The organism is Pseudomonas sp. S44 (assembly GCF_016624805.1).
Taxonomy (GTDB): domain Bacteria; phylum Pseudomonadota; class Gammaproteobacteria; order Pseudomonadales; family Pseudomonadaceae; genus Aquipseudomonas; species Aquipseudomonas machongensis.
This window is the reverse complement of the sequence record NZ_JACVTY010000005.1, coordinates 51,474-75,274: the sequence shown is the minus strand read 5'-3', so window position 1 is coordinate 75,274 and position 23,801 is coordinate 51,474. Positions and strand designations below refer to the sequence as shown.

At 61.2% G+C, this 23,801-nt stretch carries 27 protein-coding genes, 1 tRNA gene and 1 pseudogene; 5 read left to right on the top strand and 24 right to left on the bottom strand.

Annotated features, from left to right (window positions below):
* From IAE40_RS26020 to IAE40_RS06365, 14 genes are all read right to left on the bottom strand, one after another.
* Nucleotides 1-147 carry a DUF6890 family protein gene (locus IAE40_RS26020; protein WP_407682495.1) on the bottom strand — a complete coding sequence of 49 codons (147 nt, stop codon included), beginning with the start codon at nt 145-147 and terminating at the stop codon, nt 1-3.
* Nucleotides 148-167: 20 nt separating this feature from the next.
* The gene (locus tag IAE40_RS06425; protein WP_063541468.1) at nt 168-455 is read right to left on the bottom strand and encodes a putative phage tail assembly chaperone; all 288 of its coding nucleotides are present in this window, start codon (nt 453-455) and stop codon (nt 168-170) included.
* Nucleotides 452-943, bottom strand: a complete 492-nt coding sequence (locus IAE40_RS06420; protein ID WP_200602863.1) for a lysis system i-spanin subunit Rz — start codon at nt 941-943, stop codon at nt 452-454. Before IAE40_RS06420 ends, IAE40_RS06425 begins: the two co-directional genes overlap by 4 nt.
* The gene (locus IAE40_RS06415) at nt 931-1,461 is read right to left on the bottom strand and encodes a lysozyme (RefSeq protein WP_200602862.1); all 531 of its coding nucleotides are present in this window, start codon (nt 1,459-1,461) and stop codon (nt 931-933) included. Before IAE40_RS06415 ends, IAE40_RS06420 begins: the two co-directional genes overlap by 13 nt.
* Nucleotides 1,458-1,664 carry a hypothetical protein gene (locus IAE40_RS06410; RefSeq protein WP_063541474.1) on the bottom strand — a complete coding sequence of 69 codons (207 nt, stop codon included), beginning with the start codon at nt 1,662-1,664 and terminating at the stop codon, nt 1,458-1,460. The genes IAE40_RS06415 and IAE40_RS06410 overlap by 4 nt, the downstream gene beginning before the upstream one ends.
* On the bottom strand, nt 1,661-1,873 hold the full coding sequence (locus IAE40_RS06405) for a TraR/DksA family transcriptional regulator (protein ID WP_200602861.1): 213 nt from the start codon (nt 1,871-1,873) through the stop codon (nt 1,661-1,663). Before IAE40_RS06405 ends, IAE40_RS06410 begins: the two co-directional genes overlap by 4 nt.
* Nucleotides 1,873-2,322, bottom strand: a complete 450-nt coding sequence (locus IAE40_RS06400) for a DUF2597 family protein (RefSeq protein ID WP_063541478.1) — start codon at nt 2,320-2,322, stop codon at nt 1,873-1,875. Before IAE40_RS06400 ends, IAE40_RS06405 begins: the two co-directional genes overlap by 1 nt.
* Nucleotides 2,323-2,328: 6 nt before the next feature.
* Nucleotides 2,329-3,444, bottom strand: a complete 1,116-nt coding sequence (locus IAE40_RS06395) for a DUF2586 domain-containing protein (RefSeq protein ID WP_200602860.1) — start codon at nt 3,442-3,444, stop codon at nt 2,329-2,331.
* A gap of 11 nt (nt 3,445-3,455) precedes the next feature.
* Complete coding sequence (locus IAE40_RS06390; protein ID WP_200602859.1) at nt 3,456-4,097, bottom strand: phage virion morphogenesis protein; 642 nt, start codon at nt 4,095-4,097, stop codon at nt 3,456-3,458.
* A 25-nt stretch (nt 4,098-4,122) separates the two neighbouring features.
* Nucleotides 4,123-4,578: a phage tail protein gene (locus IAE40_RS06385; protein WP_200602858.1), complete on the bottom strand. Its 456-nt coding sequence runs from the start codon at nt 4,576-4,578 to the stop codon at nt 4,123-4,125.
* Nucleotides 4,575-5,036 (bottom strand): head completion/stabilization protein, encoded by a 462-nt coding sequence (locus IAE40_RS06380; RefSeq protein WP_200602857.1) that lies wholly within the window; start codon nt 5,034-5,036, stop codon nt 4,575-4,577. Before IAE40_RS06380 ends, IAE40_RS06385 begins: the two co-directional genes overlap by 4 nt.
* A gap of 104 nt (nt 5,037-5,140) precedes the next feature.
* Nucleotides 5,141-5,884, bottom strand: coding sequence for a phage terminase small subunit (gene gpM / locus IAE40_RS06375; RefSeq protein ID WP_200602856.1), 744 nt, complete (start codon nt 5,882-5,884; stop codon nt 5,141-5,143).
* A complete protein-coding gene (locus IAE40_RS06370) occupies nt 5,881-6,900 on the bottom strand; it encodes a phage major capsid protein, P2 family (protein WP_200602855.1) in 1,020 nt (339 codons plus the stop codon). The genes gpM and IAE40_RS06370 overlap by 4 nt, the downstream gene beginning before the upstream one ends.
* Nucleotides 6,900-7,874, bottom strand: coding sequence for a GPO family capsid scaffolding protein (locus IAE40_RS06365; RefSeq protein ID WP_200602854.1), 975 nt, complete (start codon nt 7,872-7,874; stop codon nt 6,900-6,902). The genes IAE40_RS06370 and IAE40_RS06365 overlap by 1 nt, the downstream gene beginning before the upstream one ends.
* A gap of 160 nt (nt 7,875-8,034) precedes the next feature.
* On the opposite strand from IAE40_RS06365, the gene IAE40_RS06360 reads away from it, so the two are divergent.
* The 3 genes from IAE40_RS06360 (at nt 8,035) to IAE40_RS06350 (ending at nt 11,176) form a co-directional block, all read left to right on the top strand.
* Nucleotides 8,035-10,080 (top strand): terminase large subunit domain-containing protein, encoded by a 2,046-nt coding sequence (locus IAE40_RS06360; RefSeq protein WP_234465084.1) that lies wholly within the window; start codon nt 8,035-8,037, stop codon nt 10,078-10,080.
* Nucleotides 10,001-10,852, top strand: a complete 852-nt coding sequence (locus tag IAE40_RS06355) for a phage portal protein (RefSeq protein WP_325167268.1) — start codon at nt 10,001-10,003, stop codon at nt 10,850-10,852. Before IAE40_RS06360 ends, IAE40_RS06355 begins: the two co-directional genes overlap by 80 nt.
* A gap of 69 nt (nt 10,853-10,921) precedes the next feature.
* Nucleotides 10,922-11,176 (top strand): ogr/Delta-like zinc finger family protein, encoded by a 255-nt coding sequence (locus tag IAE40_RS06350; RefSeq protein WP_200602904.1) that lies wholly within the window; start codon nt 10,922-10,924, stop codon nt 11,174-11,176.
* 394 nt (nt 11,177-11,570) lie between these two features.
* Here IAE40_RS06350 and IAE40_RS06345 read toward each other — a convergent pair whose 3' ends face one another.
* From IAE40_RS06345 to IAE40_RS06315, 7 genes and pseudogenes are all read right to left on the bottom strand, one after another.
* Nucleotides 11,571-11,822 carry a hypothetical protein gene (locus tag IAE40_RS06345; protein WP_200602852.1) on the bottom strand — a complete coding sequence of 84 codons (252 nt, stop codon included), beginning with the start codon at nt 11,820-11,822 and terminating at the stop codon, nt 11,571-11,573.
* Between the two features lie 125 nt (nt 11,823-11,947).
* Nucleotides 11,948-12,214 (bottom strand): annotated as a pseudogene (locus tag IAE40_RS26015) (Arc family DNA-binding protein); the annotation flags it as partial.
* A gap of 13 nt (nt 12,215-12,227) precedes the next feature.
* Nucleotides 12,228-12,467 (bottom strand): hypothetical protein, encoded by a 240-nt coding sequence (locus tag IAE40_RS06335; RefSeq protein WP_200602850.1) that lies wholly within the window; start codon nt 12,465-12,467, stop codon nt 12,228-12,230.
* A 61-nt stretch (nt 12,468-12,528) separates the two neighbouring features.
* Nucleotides 12,529-12,774 (bottom strand): hypothetical protein, encoded by a 246-nt coding sequence (locus IAE40_RS06330; RefSeq protein ID WP_200602849.1) that lies wholly within the window; start codon nt 12,772-12,774, stop codon nt 12,529-12,531.
* Nucleotides 12,771-13,139: a DUF7673 family protein gene (locus tag IAE40_RS06325; protein ID WP_234465079.1), complete on the bottom strand. Its 369-nt coding sequence runs from the start codon at nt 13,137-13,139 to the stop codon at nt 12,771-12,773. The genes IAE40_RS06330 and IAE40_RS06325 overlap by 4 nt, the downstream gene beginning before the upstream one ends.
* Before the next feature lie 452 nt (nt 13,140-13,591).
* Entirely contained in the window at nt 13,592-16,285 is a 2,694-nt protein-coding gene (locus tag IAE40_RS06320) for a toprim domain-containing protein (RefSeq protein WP_200602848.1), read from the bottom strand.
* Nucleotides 16,286-16,295: 10 nt separating this feature from the next.
* The gene (locus IAE40_RS06315) at nt 16,296-16,514 is read right to left on the bottom strand and encodes a hypothetical protein (RefSeq protein WP_200602847.1); all 219 of its coding nucleotides are present in this window, start codon (nt 16,512-16,514) and stop codon (nt 16,296-16,298) included.
* A 93-nt stretch (nt 16,515-16,607) separates the two neighbouring features.
* Here IAE40_RS06315 and IAE40_RS06310 point away from each other — a divergent pair, with 93 nt between their 5' ends.
* Nucleotides 16,608-16,844 carry a helix-turn-helix domain-containing protein gene (locus tag IAE40_RS06310; protein WP_200602846.1) on the top strand — a complete coding sequence of 79 codons (237 nt, stop codon included), beginning with the start codon at nt 16,608-16,610 and terminating at the stop codon, nt 16,842-16,844.
* Nucleotides 16,845-16,847: 3 nt separating this feature from the next.
* Complete coding sequence (locus tag IAE40_RS06305) at nt 16,848-17,918, top strand: phage integrase (RefSeq protein ID WP_200602845.1); 1,071 nt, start codon at nt 16,848-16,850, stop codon at nt 17,916-17,918.
* Nucleotides 17,919-17,979: 61 nt separating this feature from the next.
* Here IAE40_RS06305 and IAE40_RS06300 read toward each other — a convergent pair.
* The 3 genes from IAE40_RS06300 to rpoD form a co-directional block, all read right to left on the bottom strand.
* Nucleotides 17,980-18,056: transfer RNA gene (locus IAE40_RS06300), tRNA-Ile, on the bottom strand.
* A gap of 15 nt (nt 18,057-18,071) precedes the next feature.
* On the bottom strand, nt 18,072-21,815 hold the full coding sequence (locus IAE40_RS06295; protein ID WP_153772393.1) for a bifunctional diguanylate cyclase/phosphodiesterase: 3,744 nt from the start codon (nt 21,813-21,815) through the stop codon (nt 18,072-18,074).
* 129 nt (nt 21,816-21,944) lie between these two features.
* Nucleotides 21,945-23,798: an RNA polymerase sigma factor RpoD gene (gene rpoD / locus IAE40_RS06290; protein ID WP_054892208.1), complete on the bottom strand. Its 1,854-nt coding sequence runs from the start codon at nt 23,796-23,798 to the stop codon at nt 21,945-21,947.
* Between the last annotated feature and the right edge of the window lie 3 nt (nt 23,799-23,801).

The window sequence follows — 23,801 nt, the reverse complement described above, 5'->3', positions numbered from 1 at the left end:
TCAGCTTCCGTTGAATGCTCGTGCGATGCCGTTGGCTATGGCGATTTCCATCCGCCGCCAGTGCTCGTCCTCCAGCCATTTGGCTGTGCCCAGGTTCTCGGGCGTCGGGGCGGCACCGGGTAGCCAGCGTTCGCCCAGGGCCAGCAGTTGGCCCAGGCCGTCCTCGGTCAGGCGCTCAGCGTGCTCGAGCGCTTTTTTACGACGACCTCGACCTTCGGCGAGAACTCTTCAACCAGGGCGCCGGCGATTTCCATCGCGGTGGTGGGGTGCGACAGCAGCGGCTTGAGCTTCGCTTTCTGGTCCTGGACCACGGCGTTCATCAGCAGGTTGTGGGACGGGGCAACCTTGTTCGCCTGGGTCAGGCCATTGATGTACTTGGTGACCAGGGCGGTATCCATGACGAAGTCGAAGTCTTCGCCGCCGATTTCCAGAGTGATTTCAGCGCGTTCGGTCATTGCGGTGTTGCTCCTGTAGTGGGTGGGGTCGTGCAAAGGGTGCGGATGTGGCCCTGCAGGCCGAGAATCATTTTCTGGCTGAGGGCGAGCTGATCCCGGAGGGTGAAATAATCCGATCGAGCGTCTGCTGCGAGTTCGGCGGGGCCTGCATCAGCCACGCCGGCGGCGCCGGTACCGGAGCCGGTACGCACTGCGGGGCAGGTGGCTTTGACGAGCAGCCGCTGATCACGATCATCAACAGCAAGGCGCAGATCCTGGTTGTGTTTGAGGGCATCGGTCAGTTCCTGAAAGTGTTGGGCGTCGTTAGCGGCAACGATCGCCAGGCGCTGCCCGGTGAGGTGTGCCGCTTCGCGCAGCCCTGCAGCTTCCGTTTGTGCTGTGTCGCGCTCCGATCGGGCGTGGTCGCGCTGCTCGAGCACATGCGCGAACTCAAGCCAGGCCACGCCGGCGACCAGGACTACGGCCAGCAGAGCGATCAGGCCGCGCACAGGGCGGCCTCCTCGAGGCGCCGGGCGTGCAGTCCGGGTACAAACACCTTGCGGCCCTTGGCGTCGGTGACGTAGGCCCACACGGGGCGCCCATCGGCGCCCCAGGCCAGCGCCCGGCAGCCTTCCTTGATACGCCCGAGGTTGATCAGCACCAGGGCGCGACTTGCGCAGGTCGATGGCGTGCCGACGTTGTGGCCGTGGCTGGACAGCGCATCGAACGTGTTCTGGCTGATGCTCTCATTGGTCAGGCAGTCGGCCAGAGCCAGTTGCCCCTTGCGCGTCACCAGCTGCTCGACCTCGGCGCAGCGCGCCGGCGACCAGTAGTCGCCGACGATCACCGGATACGGGCTGGTGTAGCGAGTGATGCCCTTGCAGACGGTCGGCAGGCCCCGGGCAAGCTTGTCGGCGTAGGCGACGTTCTGCCCTTCGCCTTCCCACTTGCCCAGGAACGCCATTAGCGTGCTGCTGCTCAGCACCAGGGCGACAGCACCGGTCAGGATCTTGTTACGCAGGCTCATGGCTTGATCCTCCAGTCACGCAGCATCTGGCGGTACTTGGGAACCAGCAGGAGGATCTGCAGCACCATGTAAACCGCCGTCAGCATGTAGGCGACCGCCGACCAATCGACGGCGCCGGTCACGCCGGTGGCGGCGACTCCGATCGCGGGCGAGGCCTTGGCCAGCGCGATCGCGGTGTCCTGTGCGGCCTGGTTCGTGCTCATCGCTGGCCCCTTTTCTCGAAAGTGGATTGGCACGGAACGCAGCGGGTCATGCCGCCGAGGGCGCGGCGTGCCTCCGGGATCTCGTCGCCGCAATCGTCGCAATGGGTGAGGCTTGGCCCTGTCGCCGGCCCGTTGCCTCGAGCAGCGGCGATCGCCTGGTCACGCTGACGCTGTTCCAGCGCCTGGGCGCGGTCGAAAGGGCAGACCATCAGCTCAGGCCCTCAGTCTCGCGGGCGGCCAGGTACGGCACGCCGTTGATGCGGATGAAGTCCGGACTGGTGACATCGAATGGCAGCTTGTGCTTCGACTTCTCGCCGCCCTTGGCGTCGATGTTCAGCAGGCTGGAGACCTTGAACTTGCAGCCGAAGGCCTCCACGCGGATCTCGTCGGTGGGGGTCTTCGCATAGAACAGCTGATCGAAGGCCTCCAGCTCGCGGAAGCTGCCGGCCTTGCCGGCGGCCTCGATCACCAGGTTGAAGTTCGTGGTGTCCAGCTCCAGCTCGCCGCTGGCGGCCACGTCGCCCTCGACCCAGCCGTCTGGCACGCCCTTGGTCTGCGCCACGGCGCTGTTGTCGGTGATATCGAGGGTCGCGGTTTCGACGTGAATCATCAGATCGCCCACGGTGATATCGAAGTTCTTGCCACTGATCTTGGCCATGGGGGGTTACTCCTGGGCGTCCTGGGAAAGGTCCAGCGCGATGTTCGCGGTGATGTCCTTGGGGCAGTTGTGTGGGCGGATCTGCAGGAAGACCTCGACCTGTGTGCGGCTCTTCCAAACGATGACCAGGTCACCGTCCTTGGGCGTCTGGATCTCGCCTGGGAAGACCTCGCCGGCGAACTTCACCGCCTTGGCCATCCGGCGCAGCGGCGCCATCAGGGCCATGGTGTTGGTGGCCATGCTGGTGGCGCTGCTGTTCAGGCGACGATCGCCAATGCGACGGATCAGCAAAGGCCGAACCTGGCGCGCAGCCTTGTCAGCGAGGCGCAGGTACTCCAGCACCTGGAAGTCGCTGCCAGCGGTGTCCAGCAGGTTGGCGTCGCCCCAGTACACGCCTTCGTAGTCTGGGTAGGTCTGGGAGACGGAGAAGCGCGACTTGTCCAGCTCGCTGCGGATCGCAGACGGCAGCGGGACGTTTTCCTTGTCCTGGGGAACGGCGCCCAGACCCAGCAGCGGACCGCTGGCCACGCGCATTGGGCTGTCGGCGATGCTCCAGGCCGCGTTGGCCAGGCGCCCGGCCAGCACGCCCAGGTCATTGCCGTGCAGCTGCGGCACGACGACAACCCGGGGCGCAGCGATGCCGGCGGTGATCGCCTTCTGCTCGACCAGGTATTCGGACCAAGTCGCGGTCGGCAGGATGCCGGCGGACGCGGCCAGCACGAACGAACGGCGCCCGTACTTCGCGTTCAGTTGCTCGGCGGCCGTGTGCATGGCCAGCAGTTCGGTGCCGGTGGTCACCGGCTTGGTGATGACCACGGCCTCGACCGAAAAGCCCTGCTGCTGGGCCAGCTCCAGGGCGGTGGCCCAGTCGCCCTCAGCGCCGATCGGCGCAGCCAGGCAGGCCCAGCGGTCGCCGCCGTTCGCCCGGGCTGCGATGACCTGGGTTTTCAGGTCACTGCCTGCAGCGCCTAGGTCGTTGTCCAGGTCGCTGTCGGTGTTGAGCGGCAGCAGCTTGCCGACGTTCTTGCCGGCGGGGCCGATGAAAAGGAAATAGCGCTCAATCTCGGTCACGGCGCCCTGGCCGCGATTGAGATTGTTGGTACTGACTTTGCCGAGTGCCATGGGGTGCCTCGTTAGCGGGGTGAATGGATGATTTGTTCCATGACCTGGGCGACCAGGGCGCTGGACTCCTGGGCGCTCGCCCCCAGGAACTGGCGTTTCGGGAGCTTGATTTCCCAGCTCTCGGCACCGGTGGTTTCGCCTTGCTCCTCGTCCAGGACGCGGATCAGCAGGCCGGCTTGCATGAAGCTGACGTGCTCGAGGATCCAGGCGACGGGAGGGCGGGTGAGCCGTTTCTTGCCTTCCTGGCGCACACGGAAGCCCAGGCGGCGCAGGCGCTTGGCCTGCTTGGGCGTGGACTTGGCGCCGGGCTCGACCTTGTTCCACTTGCGCATCTGGCGCGCTGTGCGGCGCTCTGACACCCCGTTGTGCTGCTGCGCCGCGACCCAGCTGGTGAGACCGTTGCGCCATCCCAGGACGGCCTCGTCCTGGTCCACGCGGGTCACCTGCAGGAGCTTGCCCAGGCCGGCTTCCATGCGTTTCTGCCCGGGTTCCTTGCGCTTGCGCGGCACGAACGGCGTCCCGTCCAGGTTCTGCTGGGCGCGGATCCGCTTGTTGCTCAGGGTGCGCACACGCTTGGAAACGCGGTTGAGCAGGCGCCGGCGCAGCTGCGGCGGCAGCTTGAGCAGAGCCAGCTGTTCCTGGACGCTGAGCATTCCGCGCACGTCCTGGGAGAAAACCCTACTCGCCACGGCGGATCACCTCGCCTTGCTCGGCAAGCCACAGGTCAAACGGAATGAATGACCAGGTGCTGCCGAAGGCCTCGATCTCGCCGTTGTCGTCTTCGGCCAAGTACTGCGGCTCGACAAAGTCCAGGACCAGCTCCACGTCGAACAGATCGTTGTCCAGGTCCAGCGGCTCGATCGCAAACGCCGGCGCCGGCAGTTCATGCCGATGGCGGTCCGGATCGTGGGTTTCCAGCCAACTGCCCACCAGGGCCATCAGGCGCCCGGGGTGGCCGTTGAACCGCTCCAGGTTGATCACAGCGCGATAGCGCATGTCGCCCATGTGCAGGCCGCGCTCGGTCTCTGCCCAGACCAGGTGCAGGTCCACCTGCTCGCTGTACGATTCCAGCTGCTCCTCCGGTACCAGCTCGCGCTCGAGCAGGTAGGCGGTCAGTCCCTTGAGACCGTTCACTGCAGCGATACCGTGATGCGGCTGCGACCCTGCAGGGCGCGGATCGCCTGCTGACTGAAAGCCAGGTACTGGTCGGCCCGCTCGGGTGCTTCCTTGCCGGTGTTCTCGGCGACTTCGCGCCGGGTGACGGTTGCGTAGTCGGTCAGGGCGGTCGCCTTGGCCCGGCAGTACACGGCGCGCTTGTACAGCTTCACCTTGAAAGCGCGCTCCTCGAGGAGCAGCGGGTCAGCGGTGGCCACCTCGGTGATGCCCAGGCTCTTCCAGCTGTTCGCCAGCTTGCGCAGATCCTGGTTCGCCTCGGCCATGGCCAGTTCAAGTTGAGTGACCAGCACGTCGCTCAGGTACTCGCCCGGCAGGCGGTAAGCCTTCTGGTATTCAGCCAGCGAGAGGTCCGGCCAAAAGCCGTTGTTCTCGATGGTCTGTTCCACAACCGTGGCGGGTTTGCCTGAAAAGCTCATTGCTGGTCACTCGAATAGGGCGGGAAACACCGTTGCCACGGGGCGGAGCCACAAGTGGTCGTCTCGTTTCACGGGTTCCCGCTGGGGGGGTAGTCGTTGGGTTGTTATGGGTTCGCCGGTGGTGGCTGCACCCCTAGGGCTGCAGATGCTTCCTTGCGCAGTGCCTTGCGAGCGTTCTCGATCCGGGTGCCTACCCCGACCTTCGGATACAGCTCTACGGCTCGCTCCAGGTGCGTGATCGCCTTAGCCCAGTCCTTCGCTTCGATCGCACGAATGCCGATGAGCTTGTGGTACTTGGCCGGGACCTGCTCAGGCAGCTGCCATTCGCCGTCCACTCGCGGAAGCAAGTCGGACAGGTACGGCTCGGGACTGCGGCCAGCCTGATGCTCGTCGTAGGCCCATTCGCAGATCGCATCAGCAACGAAGGTCTGGATATCCCGGCGGTTGAAGCGCTCGGGCATTTCCTGGCCCTGGGCAATCGCGATGTCTGCAAGCTCCAGCGCGTCCTCGAACTGGACGGTGTCGAACAGCCAGATCACGACCTGCACTAGGACGCGGTTCGGAAAGACCAGGCCGGATTCGACGTAGCGCTGGACGTACTCCTGGTACTTGGGCAGCAGCTCGTTGCGCTTGAGGTCCTGGCGGCTGGCCAGGCCGTTGATCGCGCTCAGGCGCGCCAGGTCCTCGTCCAGGCCGGCGATCATCAGCGCCAGGTGCTTGCGGGCGTTTGCCGGGCTGCTCAGGGCCTCACCAGGTGAGTACGGCAGGGCAGCTGCAGCGGCCACCTGGGCTACTGCAGCGGTGCCCTGGGCGAGCAAGCGGCGCTTGTGCTCCAGGGCGAGGCTCATACCAGCTCCACCGAGTCGGATTCCAGGTAGGCGAACTTGCCCAGCTGCTCGATCACGTAGCCCTCGTTACGCCCGTTGTAGTCTTCGACGCGGGAGCGCTTCGGGTTCTCGAGCAGGTGACGACGCCAGCTGCTGTCCTGGAAGTAGATCGACAGGTTGTCCCAGGAGGTGACCGCGATCCCCTTCGGCGGGAAGAACGGGATCACGAACGACGGCTTACCGCCATAGGTGGCGATGACCTGCGCGCCCTCGATGCGCTCTTTCTCGGTCGGGGTCTGGCCTTGAGCCGCGTACAGCCTGCCCTTGTCATGCGCCATGAGATCCGAACCGATGATGGCCACCAGGTCGCCCTCGTCGCGGAACACCGGATCGATCATCTGGGTCACGTCGTGGACGGCTTCGTCGAGGTTCTGGTAATTGCCACCTTTGCCAATCTTCATCTTTTGCGCCGGGTCAGCAGCTTTCAGCACCTGCTCCGGGATCTGCTCACGGGCGATCTGCAGCCAGCCCTTGTTCATGTCCTGCAGCATGGGGAATTTGTCCATGTCGGTCTGCTGCGCCGCGTGGGTGCCGTGCCAGCCGATGAGGATGCGGTCCAGCGCGATGCGCTTCTGCACCGCTGCCAGGTACTTCTGTGCGAACTCGGGGAACTTCGCCCAAGCGTCGATGGTGGCGAACTTCAGGGCCACATCGGTTTCGGTGTGGAACAGCTCGTACAGGTTGTTCTTGAGGTCGAGCAGGTGGCGCGGCTCGCGGTCGTGCTTGTCGGTGTCGGTCCGGCTGCTGGCCGGGCCGCTCAGGCCCAGCAATACCTTCTCGCCCTTGATCTCGCTGACCGGCACGACGTTGATGCGGGACAGGAAGTCCACGCGCTCGGTGATCTGCTCGTTCAGTTCCTGGGCATGGGTCGGTTCCACGGCAAAGGTGCGGGTGGCGTCATCGATGCTGTACGCCTCGGCCAGGTCGTCCTGGAGCTGCAGATAGACCGCTGCAGCGCGTTGCGACAGGGCGCCCATCAGCGCAGGCCCCCGCCGCGTTTCTTGTCAGCCGGGCCGGTGTTGCGCTTGACCTGGCGACGGTTCGAGGTGCTGTTGAACATCTTGGTCATGGTCTCGGTCAGCTCCTCGACGCGGGCGCTCAGTTCCTTGACCTCGTCCTTGCCCTTGCCGTCCTTGGCGCCTTTGCCGCCCTTGCGGTTGAACTCGCGGTTTTCGTCGGCCTCATCGACCACGTCCTGGACGGCGGCGCCCACGGCTTCGACGGCTTCCTGGTTCTCGCTGGTGTCTACCTCTTCCACCACGGGTTCCAGTACGGCCTGCAGGCCGGCCAGCAGGATCACGAATTGGTCATACAGCGCCTTGAGCGCCTTGGCTGTTGCTTCATCCATCGGTTTGGTCTCGTCGGGTGAGTTGGTGTTGGAAGTGGTGTCGGCGAAGCGCTTGCAAAGGCCGGTCAGGGCGTTGAAAAAGCGGCGCAGCTCGCCCGGCTGCTCGCTCCCTTCGCGAAGGGAGCCCAGCTCTACGGCGGAGCAGTAGTAGGAAGTTTTCGAGTAGCGCTTGCCCTTGCTGGCACGCTTGGAGAAATACAGCTCTTGGGTCCCCAGGCTGGCCGGCGAGTCGGTCACGGCCAGGCCGGTCAGGTAGTACCGACCCGAGTTTGCGAAGTTGGGCGTGATCTCCACGCTGGTGAACAGCTTCTCGCCCTGGTCATTCAGGTGCAGCAGCTTGTCGTTTGGCTTGAGTTGGGCTTCGAGAGCGACCTGGCCGGGCTGCAGCTCGGGATCGTCGTTTTCGGTCACCAGGCGCACGGCAAATACGGTGCCGTGGGACCCAGGCCAGCGCTCGTGCTCGCTCCAGATCACAGCGGTGTAGACCGACAGCCTGTAGGTCTCGGCGCAATCGACCAGCTCCTGGACGGTGATCTCGCGGTTGTCGGCGGTCGGGCCGCTGACAGCTACGCGTTTCCAGTAGGAGACAAGGGATCTGGGCATCGGTTGGAGCGCTCGGTGGTGGTCGATGAGCGCCAAGATAGGGAGCCGATCAACACCGGCCAAACGCTTTCACTGCAGGAAATTCCTATTTCGAGGATCTAGGAATTTCCTGCAGTTTTATGCCGCGTTTTCGGGGTTTTCGCCGCATAGACTGCGGCCCATGAACTACTCGATAGAAGTCAAAGAGGCCGCCAAACGCCTCTACCTACGCCGCGCATCGGTGAAGGAAATCCAGGCTCAGCTGAAGCTGCCCAACGTACGGATCATCTACTACTGGATCCGCCAGGGTGGCTGGGATGACATGCTGACCGATGAGGAACCTGTGACCGCTGTCAGCAGGCGCATCACCCTGATCCTGGAAAAGCAGGACACGCTGAGCAAGTCCGAACTCGACGAGCTGGACCGACTGACTTCGATCCGCGACAAGCTGTTGAAGCAATCGAGCCGCCCGCCGGCGCTGGCAGGCAGTGAAGCCTCGCGAAAGCGCCAGGACCAGGATCAAGAACCGCACCAGGAGCGCCGGGAGCGTGCCGGCAAGAAGCGGGAAAAAAAGGCGAAGAACGACATCAGCCAGCTGACGGAAGTGGACTTCCTGGAGAAGTTCACCTCCAGGATGTTCAACTACCAGCTGGAGCTGTTCGAGGCCAAGAAGAACCCGCTGACGGCGCGGATTCGCCACATCCTCAAGTCTCGCCAGATCGGCCTGACCTACTACTTCGCCGCCGAGGCGTTCATGGATGCGGTGTTGACAGGGGACAACCAGATTTTCCTGTCGGCCAGCCGTGCCCAGTCCGAAGTGTTCCGTAGCTACATCGTGGAATTTGCCAGCAAGTGGTTCGACATCGAGTTGACCGGTAACCCCATCAAGCTCAGCAAAGACGGCAAGCCCTGGGCAGAGCTGCGCTTCCTGTCCACCAATGCCAACACGGCACAGAGTTACCACGGCCACCTATACGTGGATGAAATCTTCTGGATCCCGCGTTTCGACAAGATCCAGACCGTAGCCAGCGGTATGGCCTCCCATGCGAAATGGCGACAGACCTACTTTTCTACGCCCAGCGCTGTTTCCCATGAGGCTTACCCGTTCTGGACGGGCGAGAACTTCCGCAACAGCAAGCGGGCCAAGAAGGCCGGCGCGTGGCCCAGCGACGCCGAGATCCACGCCGGCACGCTCTGTCCGGATGGACAGTGGCGCAAGATCATCACCCTGGAAGACGCAATTGCCGGCGGTTGCAACCTGTTCGACATCGACCGGCTACGGCTGGAGAACGACGAAGAGCGCTTCGAGCAACTGTTCATGTGCAAGTTCATTGACAGCACTCAGTCAGCGTTCGCGCTGGCCGACCTGGAGCGCAGCTATTCCGACCTGGAGTTGTGGGACGACTACAAGCCAGGCGAAGACCGTCCGTTCGGCGATGCCCCTGTATGGCTGGGGTATGACCCAAGCCGAACCCGTGACGACGCGACCTGTGTTGTGGTCGCGCCGCCGCCAGAGCCAGGTGGAAGATTCCGCATCCTGGAAAAGTACAGCTGGCGGGGACAGTCGTTCACCTACCAGGCAGCCCAAGTCAAGCTGCTGACCGAGCGCTTCAACGTCCAGCACATCGGCATCGACACGACCGGTGTCGGGATCGGTGTTTACGACCTGGTGTGCGACTTCTACCCGCGTGCGCAGCGCATCCACTACAGCCTGGAAACGAAGACCACCCTGGTGCTCAAAGCCCAGGACGTGATCCGCGCTGGCCGGATCGCGTGGGACGCCGGCTGGACCGAGATCGCCCAAGCCTTCCTGACCATAAAGCGTGGCACCACTGGCGGTGGCCAGATCACATTCAGCGCCTCGAGGACCGAGGCCACCGGACACGCCGACATCGCCTGGGCTGTGATGCACGCCCTTCACAACGAACCCCTGAACACCAACAAGCGGCGCAAGAGCCGCTATCTCACGAGCGGAAGCTATGCCCAAACGACAGAGAAAACCTCAAGCCCCGCAAGCGCCGGCGCAACAGCCCACTCGCGTATTCACGTTCGGGGAGCCAGAGCAGGTGCTGACGGCCAATATCGGCGAGTACCTGGGCATCTTTCCCACCGACGACGGGCGCCTGTACAAACCGCCGGTGTCCCGTGTGGGCCTGGCCAAGCTGCTGCGCGCCAACGCGCACCACGGCGCCATCCCGAAGTTCAAGCGCAACCTGCTGCTGCGTGAATTCATCCCGTCAGAAGGCTGCAGCGCTCAAACGATGAGCTGTGCAGCCTTGGACTACATGGTGTTTGGGGAGGCGTACTTTCTGGCGCACGAGAACTTCCTGGGGCATGTCCTGGAGCTCGAGCACCTGCCGGCGATCAACATGCGGGTGAAGGTGGATGGCGGCTTCGTGATGCTGCTGCAGAACGGACAGGAGGAGGAGTACGACCAGGACGAGATCGTCCATATCAAGGACTATGACGTTGAGCAAAATATCTACGGCATCCCGGACTACCTGGGCGGCCTGCAGGCGCTGCTGCTCAACGAAGCGGCGACGCTGTTCCGCCGGCGCTACTACAGCAATGGAGCGCACGCGGGCTACATCTTCTACACCAACGACCCCAACCTATCCGAGGAGGATGAGGAAAAACTCCAAGCGCAAATCAGCGCAAGTAAAGGGGTGGGCAACTTCCGGTCGATGTTTGTGAACATACCTGGCGGGGCGGAAAACGCGATCAAGATTATTCCCGTGGGGGACTTCCAGGCGAAGGACGAACTGGAGAAGGTCAAGAACATCACCAGGAACGATATCATCGCAGCCTGGCGGATGAATCCCGCATTGGCCGGAATCATTCCAGAAACCACTGGTGGGTTCGGGGACATTGAGAAGATCGACAGAGTTTATACCAGCAACGAGATCAGGCCGATCTGCCAGTTGTTCGATCAAGTCAATGAAGTGCTGCGAGAGGATAGGCGCATTGGCTGGAGAGCAGCAGATCGCACTGAGTCGTAGCGCCACGTAGAACAGCTATCGGTGCTGCTTTTGTGGCAAAATAGTGCCAGAACTGGAACCGGGGTGAGTATGCGAGTTTATTGCAAGGAGTGCGGTGGCAAAGGCCGGATATCGTCCAGGAATGATATCTCTAACGAATTTGTTAGCCTTTACTGCGATTGTCTAGATTGTGGGCACCGATGGGTATCGCACTTAACCTTCTCGCATACTCTCCGGCCGTCTGAGCAAATGATGGATCGCTTTGTCTTCGACCGTCTCGTTGGTATGAGCAAGTCCAAGAGGGACGAGCTGTTTCAGCAGCTTGGATTCAGTGATGCACGGTAAGTCTTAAACCTTCTCTCGATATCTTCGAAATCCTTTATCACGCTTGACGACAGTTGAATCAGTCCAATGCGTCCTCGTGTAGATAAGTCCGCATCGCTCATTGAAGTCAACAGGGCAAGCATATTGCCATGGCTTTCGATGTCGTCTGCGAGCTGATTGAGGCATGGCGCTGGGTGTGTCATGTATGAACTCCGTTTTTCTTAATGGCACATAGCCAATATTTTGTTTGTCAATTTGTTGGCAGTCAAGAATTTTATATGTATTGAGTTCCTAAATTCGTTGTGAGATTAGTGTCTTGATTGTCGCGACAGAATAAGACTGTGGATAACTTTGCATGAAACCAACAAAATGGGCGCCCTAGGCGCCCATTGTTATTTGTTAAACCAAAGTCAAATCAATTGCGTTCAACTTTATGTTTCAAGGAATTGATTTGTACTACACCAAATTTCAACTCGCCCGATCTGTTTTCAAATCCTACAACGAACATATCAGCGGGCATTGTTATCACGATCATGCCGTTACCAGGGTTGTGATAAAGCTGCTGAGTTGCCTGCACCAGGAGAAAGTCTGTAGGTAGCGCCAACTGGCGACGCGCCTCCTCGATCTCGATGTCTGTCACCGCCACCAGGTTGCCGTCGATCAACATCACGCGGCCTCCTTCGTCTGCAGCTGGTGTTCCAGCTCCTCGAGGCGCCGTTGCAGGATCCCGATCATCCTCGCCTGTTCGTCGCACAGTTGCTCCATGGTGACCGATCGCTTGAGCCTGTAGGTTACTTCGGCGTTTGTGGATCGCTCGTTCAACCTGGCCTGGCCGTCGATCTCAGCAAGCAGCAGGTTGGGCAGATAGACGACAAGTGCGTCCGGTAGCACGGTATCCAGGTTGTCGGCTGCCAGGGATCGTTCCAGGCGGCTGATGATCTCGGAGTTCATGCTCCGTTTGTTGTTGCGAGCCACCTCCCCGATCTGGTCACGCATGCCATCAGGCAGGCGGATGACGAACTTGGGCGCGTTGCGCGAATTGATAACGGGTTTGAGCATGGTGTCCTGTCCTTCAGTTCATAATCGTACGGGGGTGAGTGGCCAGCAGCTGGCGCACCATGGCGGCATCCTGTGCAGACAAGTCGCCTTGCTGGCATGCGGCTGATGCCACGTTTTCAAGCTGTTCGCGGGCTGCGGGTGTCTTCATGACCAGGAACCCGATCAGCGCACCGCCGACCGTGGCGACGGCCTGCAGGTGACGCGGCGATGTGTTAGCCTTCGAACCGCTGCCGCTTGGGGTTGGTACTCGCATGTTCTTCTCCTTGTTTCGGTGGTTGGTGCCAGGGAGGTGCAACTCCTTGGCACCGTCTCTTTCAGCCCTGGCTTACTGCCTTGGCGGTAAATATCGGGCGTACCACGCTCCTGACTTCAAACTCTCCCAGGTCCAACCCATCCACACTTTTCAAGTGAACCGTGCAGCACGGCGGCGGGATGGGTTGTGCGCGCCAGTGGATGCTCGCCACCAGTTCCGCCAGGTCTTCGGGCTTGGCTACCAGCAGGTACGGCCCCGGCATCGGTAGTTCGCCGGCCTGGCCGTCTACGGTGTACGTCACGTTCATTCCAAAGACTCCGGTGCCCATTTCTCAATGAGCTGCTGCCAGATCTGGCTGCCGCCCTGGATGCGTTCGTGCACTTCCAGGTCGGGCGTGTAATCCATCATCAGCACCTTCAAGCAGTCTTCGAACAGAGCCAGGTCCAAGCTGCGCAATGCACTGAGTTCAAAAGGGAATTCCTCGCCGTTGTAGACCCCGAGCAGGAAACGCCCCAGGACGCGGCTCTGGTTGCTGTTGCGCAGGGCGATCGGCACCAGGCGGTAAAGTGCTTGGGTGCCAGCAAGGGCGATCGCTGGCTGTTGCTGCTGGTGGGCCTGGACTGCGGCAAGTGCACTGGCGATGTTCCGAGACTCGTTTTGTCCTACATGCATGGTTGGTTCTCCTTGCGTTGTTGTTGAAAAGAATTTGTGTGGTCCCGCGTTCCGTCCGGAACATCCGGAACATCAATGGTGCCGATTTCTAGAGCCCTTGATTTACGGGGCTTAGCGCTGCTTTCAGTTGTTCCGGTGGTACCAGAACATTCCGGAACAGGTGGTTTCGCGGAAAACGCTGCAGGCCTCGTCGTTACTGGGCTGCAGCAATGTTCCGGTGAAAAGTCCTGGCCGGAACATTGCCGGAACATGACGGAACGGAATCTGTTCTGGTCTGTTCTGATAAGTTCTGGTGCTACCGGAACACGCTGGGCGTCTTCAACTATCTGTATTTATTGATGTTTCTCTTATCTATTTACTAATGTTCTGGATATTCCGGATAAAACAGGGGACTCCGCACAAATCGCCTATCCCCCATGGATCACCCCCTGCCCAGGTTGACCCCATACGTTTTAAGCCCCTCCACGTTTGCTGAAGAACCAAAGGTTCAGGGACCGTTTCTCGATGCGGGAACGGGCTTTGCGGATCTCGATGAACTTGTGTGTGGTGCTGCTGTAAAGGGCGCGGCGCAACTGGACGTCGGGAATGACCTCCTGGCCTGCCATCCTGCAGCGCTGCTGGAAGTGCTCGATGTTGATGGCGATCAGCTCTTTGTCGATGCTGTGATTCAGCGTCTCCCGGATCTCGTCGCGCTCGCCGTCACTGTCGATGGTCGTCACCACGTCCTCGTTGAGGTAGTGGTAGATCTGCCAGAACTTCGCGGCTGTCGGATCTTCCGACTTACACCGTTGTTGCCGGTCAATTGCGCGGGACTCGATATGGGCGGCAAGCTGGTTTAGGTCTTGGCTGCCCCAATCGGGGAAGAACATCTGTGTGGCGTAAGCTGCTGCCAGCACCTGGGCATGGGATTGGTAGATCCGCATTTCACTGATGGCCGGGTTTTCCATCAGCTTGCGCTCATAGCGTGGGAAGGCTTCGAAGTACCGATCCAGCCAGACCTTTTCGTTGGACAAGCAGCGGCGAAGGTAGCCGCCAAGCTGTGTCGCCCGCATTGCCTTGAGGCGATCGGCTTTTGGCTTGAGTGCCAGGCTGTGGCCGTCTTTCGTGAAGTGGAAGTGCACGATCCGCGACAGTGTCGCCTCGTCACCGGTGACGCTTGCGTTCTGAGCGATTGCCAGCGCGCCGCGCCAAAGGTCTACCCGTTTCTCATTGCCGGTCGTCTTTGCACCGGTCACGCGCAACTGAGCGTGATAGTCGAACATCGGTTTCACGTCGTCCCAGGTGAACTGGATCGTTACGGTGCGGCCCTGGGCATCGATATAGGTCCGATCGGACTCAATTAATACCAGCGGCAGATTGCTGACCTCTGCGAATGAGCGGAGCAGACCCACGGCACTCGCACCCGATCCGCTTGGTTTGATGCCCTCGGTGTTCTCCCGCCCCAGCAGACGCCAGAGAAAGCGCAGCAGCATGGATTTGCCAGAGCCAGGTTCGCCGCTCAGTTCCAGGAAGCCGAACGACGCCTGCTGGCTCGCGATCTGTTGCACGAACAGGGAGGCGGTCCACCAGGCCAATGCACTGAGCCCATTCATCCCGGTGACATCCACGAAGTCGCGGAACCAGGATGGATCGAACTCTTCGCCGCGTTCAAACTTGACGGTGGCGAGCGCGGTCTTGATTCCCCGGCCCTTCACTTCGATGAAGCCGTGACTGTTCACCTGCAGCTCACGACCGCCCTGAAACCCGAACTCGGGGAAACAGTACGTGCCGGTGTCTTCGTCGTAGCCAAGGAAGGGGAGGCTGCGCACGGTCCGGACAGGGCGATATTCGTCGTTCAGCCACTTGGCTTTGAGCCAGGCCAGTTCTCGAGCGCCGCCTTCGAAGTTGCCGCCAGGCGTGAAGTCCAGCATGCCCTTCACGAAACCTCGAGGATCTGCGATCGATCCCGAGGACAGGGCGGCCTGGCAATTTCGGGTCTTGTCAGGGAAGGCAAAGCTGAAGTGGTAGCGCTGTTCGCCGGTGATGACATCCTTCTCCAGGTAATCGAGATCCGGCACGCAGTTGGATACCTGTTCCACTCGCGAAGCGCCGTAGAAGATATCGCGGTTGCCTTCCAACTTCTGATCGTCCAGCGCTTTGGTCAGCTCGGCCTGGTTCACTCGCACGGAAAACAACTGGTTGTTGAACTCGACCAGGTAGAAGCCTGCAGGCCTGCGCAGGTACACCAGGTAAGCGAGCTTGCGTGCACTTTCAGCAGTGAACAGACGGCCTCGATAGCACGCATCCTCGATGAATACCTCGTCCAGCTTTCCGTCTCGATAGACATCGTCCCAGTCGAGTTTGCCGGCCAGCGCGACCCAGCCAATTTCCTTCTTCGAGCGCAGTTGCTTGAGGTACTTAGGTATATAGGTGCGACCTGCCTTGTCGTCGTCCAGCGCGATCACCCAGGTAACGAGCTTGCCTTCGTTTGCCTCGACGATGTCCCAGGGGAAGTTCACGCAGCTGATAGCGGCTATCGCCTTGAAGCCGGCCAGGTGGAGCGCTATCGCATGGAAGATCCCTTCGACGATGTAAACCCGGTCGTGCTTCTCGATCGTCTGGCCTGGTGGTACCCAACCGGAGTTTGTGTAGCGCATGCCGGACTTGATACCGGCCTTCTGATCCTCGTTACCGGCAATGGCTCGCGCATCAATGATGCGTTCCCAGTAGCCGTCGCAGAGCGGGAAACGGACGGTGTCTGCCCATACGCCGGACGGCTTCATTTGCCGACGGCCCTGGGTGTACCAGTCCTTCATCTTGCTGATGTCGAAGCCGCGGGCCCGGCTCAGGTAGGCATCGGCCGTGGCGGTGGGGTTGTCCGGCGTTGAGGGGAAGCGTTCGCTGAGATTCTCGAACAGGTGCTGGTAGCGATCGCGTGTCCGTTCCTCATACCCGCAGTTGTTCAGCCTGTTGCACTTGAGCTGATACGGCTTCTCTTTCTTGACGAACACAGAGCGTTTACCACAACTCGGGCACACGCCCTTGTTCAGGTATTCCTTCGTCTCGTCCTTGGCCTGAAAGCCCAGCTCCGGATCGTGCTCGAGGGCGGGGATAACGTCCTCGAGGTAGATGCGGTCGAAATGCTCTGGAGTCATGCGTGCAGTCATTTCGGAGCCCTTAACGCTTGTCAGCTTTGCGAACGCGTTCTGCTTGTTCGGCAGCTTCCATGGCCAGGTGCACCAGGTTGATCATAACCGCCGACTTGGAGCCCTCCACCTTTGGACGAATGATGTAGCGGCCCAGCTCAATCTCACGGCGTACTGCGGAATCCGACTGTCCTGAGCGCTTGGCGTACTCGCCCACGGTGACGTAGGGCGTGTCGATAACTATCTGCATTCTGCTAACCTCTCGCGAATATTGGGGATCAAAGTTCCCGATGTGGAACCATCATGGTTCCAATTCTGGAACCTGTCAAGAGAGGAGCAGCACATGGATATGCCGGCGAAGATGAAGGCGATTCGGTCCAAGGAAGGGCTAACGCAGAGTGAGTTCTGCCAGCTGCTGGGCTTCAGCTTGAGCACCTGGAAGAAATACGAAGCGGGAATTACGGAGTTCGCACTGGCGCCTTTCCTGGTGGTGGCCAACCACGAACGCTTCACGAAATACGCGCTTTGGATGACCACGGGCAGGACTGCTGTCGAGGTCGGCCAGGTGAGCCCGGTGTAGGCCATGGCTATCAAAAAACTGGAGTCAGGAGTGTGGCTTGTCGACTGTCGCCCGGAGGGCCGGGACGGTCCGCGTTTCCGCAAGCGGGTTAAGTCGAAGAACGAAGCCATGCATCTGGAGCGGCGGGTGATGGGGGATGGGTCACGCGGAGAATTTGAGGCACCGGGGAAGAGGGACGATCGGTCGCTCTCCGACATGGTAAAGCTCTGGCACAAGCTTCACGGTCAGAACCTGAAAACGGGCGATGAACGTCTGCAGCTGCTCTTGGCCATGGCCGCACGGATGGGAGATCCAAAGGCCAGCAGTTTCAGTTCATCCCACTTCGCCACCTATCGAGCCGAGCGGGCCGAGGGGAAGCACACCAGGACGAAACCTGGTCGTGGGTTCAGCAAGGCCGAGGGTAAAGGCAAGCCAATCAGCGCGAACATGCTGAACCATGAACTGGCCTACCTTCGCGCTGTGTTCAATGAGCTGGCCAGGTTGGGGGAGTGGTCTGGCGAAAACCCGCTGTCGGCGGTGCGTAAGCTCAAGTTTGACGAGACGGAGATGGCCTACCTTGAGGCCGACGAGATCCTGCCGTTGCTCGAGGCGCTGACAGCGGAAGACTCCGACGCTGGTTTGATCGCAGAGGTTTGCTTATCAACAGGGGCACGGTGGGGCGAGGCTGAAGGCCTGTTGCCGCGCCAGGTGCGCAACGGCTTGATCCAGTTCCTCAAGACAAAGTCGAGCAAGAACAGGTCGGTTCCGATCACCTCCGACCTCGAGAGGCGCCTGCAAGCGGCTCTACCATTTCGCCCTGGGTACAACATCTTTCGGAAGGTGGTTGACCTGCTGCAGCTCGATCTGCCGGATGGGCAGCTAACGCACGTCCTGCGCCACACGTTCGCAAGCCACTACATGCGCAACGGCGGGGATATCTTGACCCTGCAACGGGTGCTAGGCCATGCAACGTTGGCCATGACCCAGAAATATGCCCACTTCAGCCCTGGCCACCTCGCTGATGTGGTCAATCTCAACCCGCTCGCAGCAGCGCGTGGACACATTGTGGACACATCTACAGATTGTGAAGGGTAAGCAAGGCGGAAGACTGTGGGTCGCAGAAACGACAAAGCCGCGTATTACGCGGCTTGTAGATTGGTGGGCCCACACGGACTCGAACCGTGGACCAAAGGATTATGAGTCCTCTGCTCTAACCAACTGAGCTATAGGCCCCAGAGGTCGGCCGGATTATAACGAGGGTTTGCTAAGGGTGCCATCTGAAAGATCCGATAGTGCTATACGAAGAAAGGTGGCGGCGAACTCGTCAGCGGGCAGGGGCAGGCTGACGATGTAGCCCTGGATCTGTTCGCACCCCTCAGCGGCCAGGAAGCGTTGCTGGGCCTGGTTCTCCACGCCTTCGGCGATGATGGTCAACTGCATGCTGCGGCCCAGGGCAATGATGGCGCGGGCGATGGCGGCGTCGTGTGGATCGTCGGGCAGGCCGCGGATGAACGACTGGTCGATCTTGAGGATGTCCAGCGGCAGGCGCTTCAGGTAGCTCAGCGAGGAGTAGCCGGTGCCGAAATCGTCGATCGCCAGTTGCACACCCAGGTGCTTGAGCTGATGCAATATGGCCAGGGCTTCCTCGGCCTGGCTCATGATGAAGTTCTCGGTGATTTCCAGCTGCAGGTCGCCGGCCTTGAGGTGGAAGGTCTTGAGCAGGTGTTCGATACGTCGGGTCAGGCTGGGCTGGCGTAATTGAGCGCCCGCGAGGTTGATCGACAGTGGGCCGAATGCTTGATAGGTGCGCTTCCAGGTGTGCATCTGCCGGCAGGCCTGCTCCAGCACCCAGTCGCCGAGCTGGAGGATGCTGCCGTTCTCTTCGGCCAGGTGAATGAACTGCTCCGGTGGTACTTCCCCGAAGGTCGGGTGGTTCCAGCGGATCAGCGCCTCGGCACCGACCAATCCCTGGGTCTTGAGGCTGAACTTGGGTTGGTAGTACAGGCTCAGTTCGTTGCGTTCGATGGCGCGGCGCAGCTCATGTTCGAGAAAAATACGTTCGCTGGCCTGGGCAGTGAGGTCGAGGGTGTAGCTTTCGACGCGGTTGCGGCCCTTGGCCTTGGAGCGGTACATCGCGGCGTCGGCGTTGCGGATCAATGTGGCGACGTCGGTGCCGTCTTGCGGATACAGGCTGATACCGATGCTGGCACTGGTGAAGAACTCGTGCTCGCCGGCCTGAACCGGGGCGTGGAAACAGGCCAGCAGCTTGTTGGCGATGGCGCTGGCGTCGCTTGGGCGATGCAGGCCAGGCAAGAGGATGATGAATTCGTCGCCGCCCAGGCGGGCGACGGTGTCGACATCGCGTACCTGCTCTTTCAGGCGTTGGGCGATGCCTTTCAGCAACAGGTCGCCGACCGGGTGGCCGAGGCTGTCGTTGATGTGCTTGAAGCGGTCGAGGTCGAGGAACAGCACGGCGCCTTGGCGGCTGGAGGCCTGGGCGCAGGTGAGGGCAGCCTGCAGGCGGCTCTCGAACAGGGTGCGGTTGGGCAGGCCGGTGAGCGGGTCGTGGTGGGCCTGGTAGTCGAGCTTGGCCTGGGCGTGCTTGAGGCTGGAGATGTCGGCGAACACGGCGACGAAATGGGTGGTCTCGTGTTCGCTGTTGCGTACGGCGCTGATGGTCAGCCAACTGGGGTAGAACTCGCCGTTCTTGCGTCGGTTGCAGATCTCGCCCTGCCAATGCCCTTCGGCGGTGAGCTGATGCCACATGGCGACGTAGAAGGCGCTGTCGTGTTGGCCGGAGGCGAGCAGGCGCGGGGTCTGGCCGAGGGCTTCGAGTTCGCTGTAGCCGGTGATCTCGCTGAAGGCGCGATTGACCGCACTGATGCGCTGCTCGGTGTCGGTGATCAGCACGCCCTCGGCGGTGTTCTCGAAGACCGTGGCGGCCAGTTGCAGTTTTTCCTGCATCAGGTGGCGCTCGGTGATGTCACGGGTGATGGTCAGCATGCAGTCGATGCCGCCGATTGGCAGCGGCCGAGCGGACATTTCGCACAGGCGAATCTGGCCGTCGCTACGGCGGATATGGCAACTGAAATCGCGCGCGAAACCATCGCGCTTGAGCAGTTCGATCAGCCGATCGCGTTCGTTGAGGTCGACCCAGATGCCCAGATCAAGGCTGTTGTGGCCAAGGCTTGGGTTGATGTCGTAGCCGGTCAGGCGGCAGAAACCTTCGTTGGCTTCCAGCAGCAGGCCATCGCTCTGGCGCGACAGCAGCAAGCCGTCGGGCGATGCGTGGAAGGCCTTGGCGAACTTCTCTTCGGAAGTCTGCAACTGTTGCTGGGTTTCCTTGAGCTGGCTGATGTCGCGCACGGCAACCACCAGCGCCGGTGTGCCATCCAGGTCGAAGCTTTCAGCGGAGGTGAGGCCTGTGAACAACTCGCCGTTGCTGCGCCGGAAGCTCATTTCCAGGTTGCGGATGCCGCCACGCTGCACGCGTTCGAGGATCGTCGGGCCGGTGCCCGCGACACCCCACAGGCCCAGTTCGGTGGCGGTGCGGCCGATGACCTGGGCCGGGCTCAGGCCGATCTGTTCCTCGAACGCTTCGTTGACCTCCAGCAGGCAGCCATCGCTGTGGCGGGCGATGAGCAGGATGTCGGGGCATTGCTGAAACACTGAGGCGAACTTCTGTTCGGAAAGGCGCAGGGCATCCTCGGTGCGTTTGGTTTCGCTGATGTCGATCATCAGGCCGCGCATGAGCGGCTTGTGGCCGTGCTCGATCATGCTGACGATATTGCGCACCCAGAGGATGTGCCCGTCGGCACGTATTACGCGATAGTCGAGGCTGTGGTCGCGCCCGGCAGCGGTTTCGGCGTCGCAGTAGGCCTGGGCCCAGAGGGCGTCCTCGGGGTGCAGGATACCGCGCCAGAAACCAGGTCTGAGCCATTCCCTCAGCGGATAGCCAAGCAGGCCCTCGGCGTGCGGGGAGACGTAGCTGTAGGTGAAATCGTTGGCGTCGGCTTCCCAGGCGATGGCCGAAAGGCTTTCGATCAGGCTGCGGTAGTGGTATTCGCTGCTGCGCAGCTCTTGCTCCAGGGCGATCCGCCGCGAAATCTCCGAGCTGAGACGCCGGTTGATGCGCAGCATGGCGGCGAGGATCAGCAACACCACGGCCAGTGTCGGCAGGCCATAGACCAGCAGATCGCGCCATAGGCTCCGTTGATCGACGACGTTGCCGACCCAGCGCTGCTGAATGTCGCTGATTTCGGCGCTGCTCAGGTCAGCCATGACTTTGTCGAGAATACCGATGAGGATTTTCTGTTCCCGTGGGGCGGCCATGGCCAGCTGATAGCGGTAGGGCGTCTCGCCGCTGACGTACAGGCCATCGAGCTTGAGCTGGCGCAGGCTCCAGATGCTCGAGGCAAGGTCGCCAACCACGGCATCCACCTCGTCGGTGGCCAACGCTTGCAGGGCTGAACTGACATTGGGCAAGGCCACCAGGTTGAGATCCGGGTGGTGGGTACGCAGCAACTCATGGGGAGCGTAGTTTTCCACGACCGCGATTTTCAGGCCGTACAGGTCTTTGAGGGTGCGTGGCTGAGGGCCGCCCTCGTGGGCGAGGATAACGATGGGGAAATCGAGGTAGGGGCGGGTGAAGGCCAGGTAGGACTGGCGTTCGGGCGTCGACATGATGCCTGGAAGCAGGTCGATGCGGTTCTGTCGTGCCTGCTCGAGTACCTGCGACCAATTGCTCGGCTCGATCGGCTGCAGCGAAACGCCCAGGCGTTGCTGGATCAGGGCAATGTAGTCGGCGGCCAATCCCTGGTAGCGACCTTCCTGGTCGCGGAACTCGAATGGCGGCCATGAAGCATCCACGCCCAGACGCAGCTGCGGATGGGCGCTGAGCCAGGCTTTTTCTTCGTCCGTCAGGGTCAGGGCGCCGGCCGTTGTGTTCCAGATCATCAGGAGCAGCAACAGAAGTGCCGGCATCAGGGGCATGGCGACCTCTCTATCAGGGGGCTGATTCGAGTGTAGACGGACGCGGGTGAAGAGTGCCGGTGAATGCGGCAGATTGCCTGCAGCTTTTTGTCGCCCATGAAAAACCCCGGCCTGGGCCGGGGTTCGTCATCACTCGTCGAGGAAGGAGCGCAGATGCTCGCTTCGCGTCGGGTGGCGCAGCTTGCGCAACGCCTTGGCTTCGATTTGACGGATCCGCTCGCGGGTCACGTCGAACTGCTTGCCGACTTCTTCAAGTGTGTGGTCGGTGTTCATGTCGATACCGAAACGCATGCGCAGCACCTTGGCTTCGCGTGCGGTCAGGCCCGAGAGCACGTCACGGGTGGCTTCCTTGAGGCTTTCGACCGTGGCCACGTCGATCGGGGACTGCATGGTGGAGTCCTCGATGAAGTCGCCCAGATGCGAATCTTCGTCGTCGCCGATCGGGGTTTCCATGGAGATCGGCTCTTTGGCGATCTTCAATACCTTGCGGATCTTGTCCTCAGGCATTTCCATGCGCTCACCCAGCTCTTCCGGGGTCGGTTCGCGGCCCATTTCCTGCAGCATCTGCCGGGAAATACGGTTGAGCTTGTTGATCGTCTCGATCATGTGCACCGGAATCCGGATGGTGCGCGCCTGGTCGGCGATCGAACGGGTGATCGCCTGGCGAATCCACCAGGTGGCGTAGGTCGAGAACTTGTAGCCACGACGGTATTCGAACTTGTCCACCGCCTTCATCAGGCCGATGTTGCCTTCCTGGATCAGGTCGAGGAACTGCAGGCCGCGGTTGGTGTACTTCTTGGCGATGGAGATCACCAGACGCAAGTTCGCCTCGACCATTTCCTTCTTGGCGCGACGGGCTTTCGCCTCGCCGATCGACATGCGACGGTTGATCTCTTTGATTTCTGCGACGGTCAGGCCGGTCTCGGTCTCGAGGTCGATCAGCTTCTGCTGGCAGGCGACGATCGCGGCGTCCTTCTCACCCAGGGCAGCGGCCCACTTGGTGCTGCGCTTGGCGAGGTCACCGCTCCAGGTCTGGTCGGTCTCGTTGCTCGGGAACAGGCGCAGGAAGTCGGCACGCGGCATGCGGGCATCACGTACGCACAGTTGCATGATCGCACGCTCCTGCTGACGCAGGCGGTCAAGGGCACCGCGCACACGCTCGACGAGTACGTCGAACTGCTTGGGCACCAGCTTGATCGGCATGAACAGATCGGCCAGGGCCTGGAGCGCCGCAACGCTTTCCTTGCCACTGCGACCATGTTTCTTCAGGACCTTGTTGGTGGCCTGGAGCTGGTCGGAGACGGCACCGAAACGCTGACGCGCAACTTCTGGATCGGGGCCGCTTTCGCCCTCTTCCTCGCTGTCGTCGCTGTTTTCGTCACCTTCTTCTTCGTCTTCCGACTCTTCCTTCGCCGCTGCAGTCTTGGCGCCTGGGATCGGTACTTCTTCGGTAGGCGCGGCGATGTTGTCGTCAGGGTCGATATAACCGCTGAGGACATCCGACAGGCGGCCGCCTTCGGTCGTTACACGGTCGTACTCGCCGAGAATGTGATCGACGGTGCCCGGGAAGTGAGCGATGGCGCCCATGACTTCGCGGATACCTTCCTCGATGCGCTTGGCGATTTCGATCTCGCCTTCGCGGGTCAGGAGCTCGACGGTACCCATTTCACGCATGTACATGCGTACCGGGTCGGTCGTGCGGCCGATATCGGTTTCAACGGCCGCCAACGCTGCGGCGGCTTCTTCGGCTGCGGCTTCGTCGGTGTCGGCTTCCGCCAACAACAGGGCATCCGCATCCGGAGCACTCTCGAATACGTTGATCCCCATGTCGTTGATCATGCGGATGATGTCTTCCACCTGTTCCGGATCTGAAATATCCTCAGGCAGGTGGTCGTTGACCTCCGCGTAAGTCAGGTAGCCCTGCTCACGACCGCGGGTGATCAACTCTTTGATACGAGATTGCTGTTGCGCTTTTCCGGACATAAC